We start from the raw sequence: 7,738 nt of genomic DNA on the forward strand, positions 1-7,738 counted from the left end.
CACCCGGTGCCCGCCGGCCTCTGCGCCGCTCGCCACGATCTCGGCGGCCCCGGCCGCCTCGAGGTCCACTGCCTCCTCGACCGTCGTGGCGGTGCCGATCAGGCGGATGCCGCGTGCGCGGGCGGCCTCGACGAACGCCGGATCCGGCAGCCCGAAGACCACGCTCACCGCGGCCGGCCGCGCCTCGAGCACGGCCTCGAGCTGCTCCTCGACCGGCGGCAGGTACTGCTCGGGCCGCCCGGGGTGCGGCAGGCCGAGCTCGTCGAAGTACGGGCGGAGCGGATCGAGGTGGCGGGCGAAGGCCTCGTCGTCCGGCTCGGGCGCGACCTCGCCGGGCACCGGCAGCCAGAGGTTGAGCGCGAAGGGGCGGTCGGTGCGGGCGCGGAGGGCCGCCGCCGTCTCGCGGATGCGCGCCGCGTCGTAGCCGTAGAGGCCGTACGACCCGAGGCCGCCCTCCTCGGAGACGACGGCGGTGAGCTCCACCGACGAGAGCCCGCCGAACGCCCCCAGCACGATCGGCTGCTCGATGCCGAGCAGGCGGGTGAACGAGGTCGGTGCGCGGCGGCTCATGCTCGTCTCCAGCGGTAGGGGGTGGTGGTCGAGACCTTCACGAGGCCCGAGCGCTCGAGGATGGGGCGGGAGAAGTCGGTGGAGTCGCTGTGGATGAGGGAGACGCCGGCCTCGAGCGCCGACCGGGCCCGGGCTGCGGTGAGAGCGCGGTAGAGACCTCGGCCGCGCCACTCGGCGACGACCGCGCCGCCCCAGATGCCGGCGAACGCGGTGCCGGCCACCGGCTCGAGGCGGCCGGTGCCGAGCATGCGGCCGTCGGACTCGGCGACCCAGAGCTCCATGCCGTCGTCGCGGTCGAGGCGCCGGAGGAGCGCGTCGGCCATCTCCTCCGAGACGGGATCGCCGAAGACCTCGTCGGCCAGAGCGCTCATCGCCCGCACGTCAGCCTCGGCGGTCACCCGGCGGAGGGCGACGCCGGCCGGGAGCTCGACGTCGACCGCCAGCGCCTCGGCGTCGCCGATCATGATGGACTCGGTCTCGTCGGGCGCGAAGCCGTGCTCGAGCAGCGCCTCGGCGAGACCGGGAGCCGCGTCGTGGCCGCGGGTCTTCCACTCGACCCGGGTGATGCCGGGATCGGCGCTGTAGTGCTCGAGCGCGCCGGCCACGAGCTCCCGGATCTCCGCCGGTCCCGCTCCGCCGAGGTCGCGGTACGTCACGAACCCGCGGCCGTGCGCGAAGGTCACGAGCCGCAGCGGCCCGAGTGGGGTGACCGAGAGCTGGCTCGGGGTCTCGGCCTCCCCGCGCAGCTGCTCGTCGTAGGCGGCGAGGAGGAGAGCCGCGCGGTCGGCGGGCGGGGTGGAGTGCATCCGTCCAGTCCATCACACGGCGGGCGACGGCACCCGGGTCGGTGGAAGGCCGGCGGGCGCGGCGCGGCGCGGTGCTGGGCGGGCGGTGGCGGGCGCGGCACGGTGCTGGCCGAGCGGCGGCGGGCGCGGCGCGGTGGTGGGCGGCGTCGGCCGGTGGTTCAATGGCGTCATGGCCACCCCGTCCGACGAGATCGACTCCCTCATCCAGAACCACCCCGATTGGCGCGGGGAGGCGCTCGCACGGACGCGCGCGGTGATCCTGGGGGTCGACCCCGGCATCGTGGAGGAGTGGAAGTGGATGGGCTCGCCGGTGTGGGAGCTCGACGGCATCCTCGTGGTGGGCAACATCTTCAAGGCCAAGGTCAAGCTGGGGTTCCTCCACGGAGCCTCGCTCGACGACCCGCACGGGCTCTTCAACGGCGAGCTCGGCGGCAATCAGCGGCGCTCGGTGGAGCTCTCCGAGGGCGACACCGTCGACGAGACAGCGTTCGCCGAGCTCGTGCGCGAGGCGATCGCGTTCAACGCCCGGAAGCGCGCCGACGCGGCCGCGAAGAAGACGGCGGGCCGGAAGGCCGCCCCGAAGAAGGAGGCATCGGATGTCTGAGCGCACCCACGACGAGAAGCGTCACGACCAGCTGACCACGGCCCCCAAGTCGACGGAGGACGACGCGGCGCCGCGCATCGACGTGACCGACGCCGGAGACGGCGTCACGCGGATCGACGTGCGCGACGACGCCGCCGTGCGCCCGGGCGGCGACCCCGACCTCGTCGACTGAGGCGGCCTGCCGCGCGCCCGCCGCCGGCGCCAGCCCCTAAGCCGTCGGGTCGTCGAGCGCGTCGAGCGCCGCCACGTCGTCGGCCGAGAGCTCGAAATCGAGCTGGGCGTTCTCCACGATCCGCGACGGCGTCGTCGACTTCGGCAGCGGCAGCGTGCCCTTCTCGAGCGCGTAGCGCAGGCACACCTGCGCCACCGAGCGGCCGAGCCGATCCGCGATGCCCTTCAGCTCCTCGTTCTCGAGCAGCTCGCCCGTGGCCCGCGGCGAGTAGGCCTCCACGAGCACGTCGTGCTCGCGGCACCAGCTCACGGTCTCGGGCTGCGTGTTGCCCACGAACCAGCGGATCTGGTTGGCGTGCGGCATCACGCCGGTCGCCTCGACGATCGACTCCAGGTGCGGCACCTCGAAGTTCGAGACCCCGATGGCGCGGCTGCGACCGGCCTCGTGGATGCCGTTCAGCACCTTCCAGGCGGCGATGTTGCCGGCCGTGTAGTCGGCCCCCATCTCCTCCCACGGCCAGGGCGCGTGGATGAGGTAGAGGTCGACGTAGTCGAGCCCGAGCTCGGACATCGTCTTCTCGAACGCGGCCTCGGCCGAGGCGGTGTCCTTCGCCTGGGCGGGCAGCTTGGTGGTCACGAAGATCTGGTCGCGGGGGATGCCGCTGTCGCAGATCGCGCGACCCACGCTCTTCTCGTTGTCGTAGGCGCGCGCGGTGTCGATGTGCCGGTAGCCGGCCTCGAGCGCCGCCGCGACGGAGTCGTAGGTCTCGGGACCGTCGGGGATCTGCCAGGTGCCGAAGCCGATCTTGGGGATCTCGACGCCGTTGGACAGGGTGTAGGTGTCAGTCAGTGCGGGCATGATTTCACGCTACGCCCGATCACCAGCCCTCGGGGCCCGCGGATCCGGCCTCGTACTCCTCGAGCGGCGTGTCGCCCTCGGCCCACGCGTTCAGCACGGGGGTGACGATCCGCCAGCACTGCTCGGCCACGTCGCCGCGCACCGAGAGCAGCGTGTCCTGCTGCAGGATGCCGGCGAGCACCTGGGCGTAGGGCCCGAGCACGGGGGCTGCGGGGGCCGCACGCAGAGCGGATGCCTCGAGGCCGCCGAGTTCGCCGCCGCTGTTCAGCACCACCCCCAGATCGATCGATCCGTCTATGAGCGAGATCCGGAGCGCGGTGCCGAGACCGGCGCCGCCGGGCGAGTCGAGTCCCTCGGGCGCCGCCGTGTCGCGGAAGTGCACGGCCACCTCCGCGCGCGGATTCCCGATCGCCTTGCCCGAGCGCAGCACGAACGGCACGCCCTGCCAGCGCGGCACGTCGACCTGCAGCACGATCTGGGCGAGCGTCTCGGTGCCGCGCGAGGCATCCACGCCCTCCTCGTCGACGTAGGAGGGGAAGAAGCGGTCGTCGACGCGGCCCTCGGTGTAGCGGGCGCGGCGGGCGGTGGAGGGGTCGTCGCGCCAGAGCCGCACGGCGCCGAGAACCTCCGCCACGCGGTCGTGCACCTCGGGGGCGGTGACGGCGGCCGGGCGCTCCATGGCGGTGAGCGCGAGCACCATGAGCAGGTGGCTCTGCAGCATGTCGCGGAGGGCGCCCGTGGTGTCGTAGAAGGCGGCGCGACCCTCGAGCCCGAGCTCCTCGTCGAAGACGATGTCGACCCGCTCGACGCTCTCGGCGCTCCAGCCGGCCTCGAACAGGGCGTTGCCGAAGCGGAGGCCGAGCATGCCGAGCACGGTCGACTCGCCGAGGAAGTGGTCGATGCGCCACAGCCGATCCTCCGGCACGACCGCCGCGAGCTCCTCGTTGAGGGCCTGGGCATCGGCGAGATCCTCACCGAAGGGCTTCTCGATGGCCACGAGGAGGTCGTCAGGCAGGTCGCCGGACTGGTCGAGCTCGGCGAGCGACTTCACCACGGTCCGCCCCATCGACGGGGGCAGCGCCACGTAGAGCACGGGGGAGGTGGGGCAGGCCTCGATCAGGGCCTTGAGCTCGGCCGGGTCGGAGGCGTCGGTGGGCACGAACTCCGCCGTGCTCGCGAGCTCCTCGACGCTCTCGGCCCCGATGCCGGCGGCCTCGAGGCTCCGACGCACGACGCCCTGCCACTCCTCGCGCGACTGCGGGGTGCGGGCGGCTCCGACGACCCGGATCTCGAGCGGGTTGCGGGCCTCGCGGGCCGCGTCGAGCACCTGGCCGAGCCCGGGCAGCAGCAGGCGCTCGGTGAGGTCGCCGCCGGCGCCGAGGATGGCGATGGTGCGGGCCGTGGTCTCGATGCTCGTCGCATCCGGGATGCCGGTCTGATCGGTCTCGGACATCATGCGCCTCCGTGGTCGTGCGGTGTGGGTGCTCCGCGTGGGTGCTCGGTGTGCGTGCTCCGCGTGGGTCCTCTGGCGGGCAGCCGGGCGGGTACTCGCCGCCCTCCCGACCCTAGCCAGGTCGGCCGGGATCGGCCCGCGCCGGGAAGCGGTCTCCGGACGGGTTGACCTCGGGCCGGCCGAGTGGGATCCTCGACGCCATGTCGATCCCCACGCCCGTCGATCCGCCCCAGCTGCCGCCGAGCCCGGCCTTCGCGCACGGGATGCTCGTGCCGCCGGGCCCGCTGCTGTTCGTGGGCGGCCAGAACGGCGTCGACGCCGACGGGACCCTGCTCGAGGGGCTTCGTGCCCAGACCGAGCAGGCCCTCCGCAACGTGCTGGCCGTGCTGGCCGAGGCAGGCACCGGGCCCGAGCACGTCGCCCGGATGTCGATCTACCTCGCACCGGGGATCGACCCCATGGAGGCCTACGCCGCGAGTGCCGCGGTGTGGGGGCAGCGCCGCACGGCCGTCACGGTGCTCACCGTGGCGCCCGCGAAGCCGGGCGCACTCGTCGAGATCGAGGCCATCGCGACGCTGCCCTGAGGCGGCGGTCCGCTCGGAGCGGGACCGGCCGCTTCAGGGCAGGGCCGCCCGGCTCAGTTGAGCGCCGGGGTGTCCTCGGGGATGACGCCGGTTCCGTAGAGGTCGGCCGCCACGTCGCGGAGGGCGCGGAGCGCGACGCGCTGCGTGAAGGGGCCGTAGGAGATGCGGGCCACTCCGAGCGCCTCGTAGTCGGCGGCGGGGAGGGCGCCGGGAGCGCCGATCACCGAGAGCCGGCCGCGGCCGAGACCCTCGACCAGGGCCTCGACGTCGTCGCGGCTGAGGGCTCCGGGCACGAAGACGAGGGGAGCGCCCGCCTCGAGGAACGCACGGCCGCGGGCGATCGCATCCGCGATGCTCTCGCTCTTGGGGCGCTCGCCGCCGCGCACGATCGCGTCGGTGCGGGCGTTGAGCTGGAAGTCGACGCCCTCGGCCTCTGCGGCCCTCATGATGGCGCTCACGCGTGCGACGGACTCGTCGAACGGGCGCAGGCGGTCCTCGACGTTGGCGCCCACGATGCCGAAGCCGATGGCGCGGCGGATGGTCTCGGCGGGGTCGGCGTAGCCGTCGTCGAGGTCGGCCGTCACGGGGAGGTCGACGGCGTCGGCGATGGTCTTGGCTCCCGCGAGGGCGAGCTCGAGCGGCATGCCGCCGTCGTCGTAGCCGTAGGCGGCGGCGATGGAGTGGCCGGCCGTGGCGATGGCGCGGGTCTCGGGCAGGGCTGCGACCGTCTTGGCGCTGATCGCATCCCAGACGTTCACCACCCGCAGGATCTCGGGCGCTTCGTGGAGGGCCTTCAGCTGCTGGGCGAGATCGGCGGTCGAGGGTGTGCTCATGGTTCGGGTCTTCCTTCGCGGTTCTGGCCGGAGGGCCGGCGGATCTGCTGCAGGGACAGCATGACTCCAGTGAACCGTGCCGGGCGGCCGAGCGGGCCGGATGCGACGACTTCTGACGATGCTCTCAGAACAGCGGCCACGGCACGGCGGGCATGTCGCCCTCCGGCCCGGGGAACCGCGCCTCGCGCTCGAGCCGGTCGCAGCGCCGCTCGAGGGCCTCGATCTCGGCGGGCAGGATGTGGGCCTCGAGCGCCTCGCCCAGGCCACCGGTGAGGGCGAGGCGCAGCCGGGCGAGTCCCTCGAGCTCTGCGCTGTCGAGCGGCTCGTCGAGCCAGCCCCAGAGCACGGTGCGCAGCTTGTGATCCTGGTGGAACGCGAGTCCGTGGTCGACGCCGTGGCGATGGCCGTCGGGCATCGCGAGCACGTGGCCGCCCTTCCTGTCGGCGTTGTTCACGATGACGTCGAAGACGGCCATGCGGCGGAGCGCTGCGGAGTCCTCGTGCAGGAGCACGACGGCGCGGCCCTCCTCGTCACGACCCTCGAAGACCGGGCGCCATCCGGATTCCGGGACGTCGTCGGCGTCGACGAGGTCCACGGCGTCCTGCTCCGGATCCGCGTTCTGCCACAGCTGCACCATGCCGGGGCCGAGGGGGCCGTCCCGGAGGAGGGTGGGCGGCACGACGTTCCAGCCGAGCGCCTCGGAGACGAGGAACGCGGCGACCTCGCGGCCGGCGAGCGTGCCGTCGGGGAAGTCCCAGAGCGGGCTCTCGCCGCGCACGGGCTTGTAGACCACCTCGGTGTCGTCGATGCGGCCGAGGAAGGTGGCGTTGGAGGCGGTCGTGATGCGGCCGACGAGCTCGAGGTCGCCGTCGGGGACACCGCCTCGGGCGACGCTGTCCGGCTCGCTCGGCGCCACGGTCACAGGTCGATCGTCACAGGTCGTCGGCGACGGGGCAGACGTGACCCTGGGGGTCCATCGGCGTGCCGCAGAGCGGGCAGAGCGGGCGGCCCGCTCCGACGACCTCGCGCGTGCGCTTGGCGAAGGCGCGGGCGGTGCCGACCGGCATCCCCACCCGCAGCACCTCGGAGGGCTCGACGAGGCTCTCGAGCTCGCTGATGCTCTCGATCGACTCCGGATCGAACTCGGCGTCGTCGATCTCCTGCACCGGGAACGCCTCGACCACGATCTGCACCGTGGAGGGATCCCAGCCGAGGCTCATGGCGCCGGCGCGGAACTGCTCGTCGAGGGGTAGCTCGAGCGGGTCGTTGTCGACGAGCTCGACCGGGGTCGTGGCGGGAACACTGAACGGGTTGCCGTCGCCCACCATGAGCTCGTCGAGGATCTCGTCGATCTTCTCGGCCAGCAGCGCGGACTGCTCCTTCTCGAGGGCGACGCTCATGATCTGCGAGCGCGAGCGCACCTGGAGGTAGAAGGTGCGGGCGCCCGGGAGGCCGATCGTGCCGATGACGACCCGGTCCGGCCAGACGAACTCGTGAGCGATGGTGGGCATGCGCCCATCCTACGAGCGGCGGGCGGCCTCGCCACCCCACGGGCGCTCAGGTGCGGCGCAGATGCGTGGTGGGTGCGGTCCGGTGCGGTGCGGTGCGGATGCGGCGTCGCGGGGGATGCAGGTGCGGCGCCCCGGACACCGGATGAGCCGGGCGGGTGCGCAGGACCGCTGCGACGGGCGCGGTGGCGGGTGGGCCTAGTCGCCGGTCAGGCGGGGGCGTGGCCGGCGCCGCCGCCCACCGCGGCACCCGCCGGATCCGGTGCGGGGGCCGCCCGGAGCCACGAGAGGTCGCCCGCCTCGGTGTTGGTGGCGATGACCTCGGGCCGGGCGGAGCTGTAGCGCACGAA

The 7,738-nt window shown here is 73.5% G+C and carries 10 protein-coding genes; 3 read left to right on the forward strand and 7 right to left on the reverse strand.

Annotated elements, in window-relative coordinates; translation table 11 throughout:
- A partial coding sequence (locus tag Q0D57_RS16905) for a nitronate monooxygenase (RefSeq protein WP_291046231.1) occupies positions 1-570 on the reverse strand: 570 nt, incomplete at its 3' end.
- On the reverse strand, positions 567-1,376 hold the full coding sequence (locus Q0D57_RS16910; protein ID WP_291046234.1) for a GNAT family N-acetyltransferase: 810 nt from the start codon (positions 1,374-1,376) through the stop codon (positions 567-569). The genes Q0D57_RS16905 and Q0D57_RS16910, both read right to left, overlap by 4 nt.
- Before the next feature lie 169 nt (positions 1,377-1,545).
- On the opposite strand from Q0D57_RS16910, the gene Q0D57_RS16915 reads away from it, so the two are divergent.
- Both Q0D57_RS16915 and Q0D57_RS16920 read left to right on the forward strand, forming a co-directional pair.
- Positions 1,546-1,980, forward strand: coding sequence for a DUF1801 domain-containing protein (locus tag Q0D57_RS16915; protein ID WP_291046235.1), 435 nt, complete (start codon positions 1,546-1,548; stop codon positions 1,978-1,980).
- Complete coding sequence (locus Q0D57_RS16920) at positions 1,973-2,152, forward strand: hypothetical protein (protein ID WP_259526305.1); 180 nt, start codon at positions 1,973-1,975, stop codon at positions 2,150-2,152. Before Q0D57_RS16915 ends, Q0D57_RS16920 begins: the two co-directional genes overlap by 8 nt.
- Positions 2,153-2,188: 36 nt before the next feature.
- Here the strand turns inward: Q0D57_RS16920 and Q0D57_RS16925 are convergent, their stop codons facing one another.
- Positions 2,189-3,010: an aldo/keto reductase gene (locus tag Q0D57_RS16925; protein ID WP_291046239.1), complete on the reverse strand. Its 822-nt coding sequence runs from the start codon at positions 3,008-3,010 to the stop codon at positions 2,189-2,191.
- A gap of 19 nt (positions 3,011-3,029) precedes the next feature.
- Entirely contained in the window at positions 3,030-4,463 is a 1,434-nt protein-coding gene (locus Q0D57_RS16930; RefSeq protein ID WP_291046241.1) for a glucose-6-phosphate dehydrogenase, read from the reverse strand.
- 200 nt (positions 4,464-4,663) lie between these two features.
- Here Q0D57_RS16930 and Q0D57_RS16935 point away from each other — a divergent pair, with 200 nt between their 5' ends.
- On the forward strand, positions 4,664-5,047 hold the full coding sequence (locus tag Q0D57_RS16935) for a RidA family protein (protein ID WP_291046243.1): 384 nt from the start codon (positions 4,664-4,666) through the stop codon (positions 5,045-5,047).
- Positions 5,048-5,100: 53 nt separating this feature from the next.
- On the opposite strand, the gene Q0D57_RS16940 is transcribed toward Q0D57_RS16935, so the two are convergent.
- The 3 genes from Q0D57_RS16940 to Q0D57_RS16950 form a co-directional block, all read right to left on the reverse strand.
- Positions 5,101-5,880: an isocitrate lyase/phosphoenolpyruvate mutase family protein gene (locus tag Q0D57_RS16940; RefSeq protein WP_291046246.1), complete on the reverse strand. Its 780-nt coding sequence runs from the start codon at positions 5,878-5,880 to the stop codon at positions 5,101-5,103.
- A gap of 124 nt (positions 5,881-6,004) precedes the next feature.
- Positions 6,005-6,802 (reverse strand): SCO1664 family protein, encoded by a 798-nt coding sequence (locus Q0D57_RS16945; RefSeq protein ID WP_291046249.1) that lies wholly within the window; start codon positions 6,800-6,802, stop codon positions 6,005-6,007.
- 10 nt (positions 6,803-6,812) lie between these two features.
- Complete coding sequence (locus Q0D57_RS16950; protein ID WP_291046250.1) at positions 6,813-7,391, reverse strand: DUF3090 domain-containing protein; 579 nt, start codon at positions 7,389-7,391, stop codon at positions 6,813-6,815.
- Positions 7,392-7,738 lie beyond the last annotated feature (347 nt).

Origin of the sequence: Herbiconiux sp., assembly GCF_023264895.1 — a bacterium.
Taxonomy (GTDB): Bacteria; Actinomycetota; Actinomycetes; order Actinomycetales; family Microbacteriaceae; genus Herbiconiux.

What these genes read in the sequence shown, in the direction of transcription:
- Q0D57_RS16910 (WP_291046234.1), bottom strand. Translation starts at nt 1,376, where the DNA reads ATGCACTCCACCCCGCCCGCCGACCGCGCGGCTCTCCTCCTCGCCGCC.
- Q0D57_RS16915 (WP_291046235.1), top strand. Translation starts at nt 1,546, where the DNA reads ATGGCCACCCCGTCCGACGAGATCGACTCCCTCATCCAGAACCACCCC.
- Q0D57_RS16920 (WP_259526305.1), top strand. Translation starts at nt 1,973, where the DNA reads ATGTCTGAGCGCACCCACGACGAGAAGCGTCACGACCAGCTGACCACG.
- Q0D57_RS16925 (WP_291046239.1), bottom strand. Translation starts at nt 3,010, where the DNA reads ATGCCCGCACTGACTGACACCTACACCCTGTCCAACGGCGTCGAGATC.
- Q0D57_RS16930 (WP_291046241.1), bottom strand. Translation starts at nt 4,463, where the DNA reads ATGTCCGAGACCGATCAGACCGGCATCCCGGATGCGACGAGCATCGAG.
- Q0D57_RS16935 (WP_291046243.1), top strand. Translation starts at nt 4,664, where the DNA reads ATGTCGATCCCCACGCCCGTCGATCCGCCCCAGCTGCCGCCGAGCCCG.
- Q0D57_RS16940 (WP_291046246.1), bottom strand. Translation starts at nt 5,880, where the DNA reads ATGAGCACACCCTCGACCGCCGATCTCGCCCAGCAGCTGAAGGCCCTC.
- Q0D57_RS16950 (WP_291046250.1), bottom strand. Translation starts at nt 7,391, where the DNA reads ATGCCCACCATCGCTCACGAGTTCGTCTGGCCGGACCGGGTCGTCATC.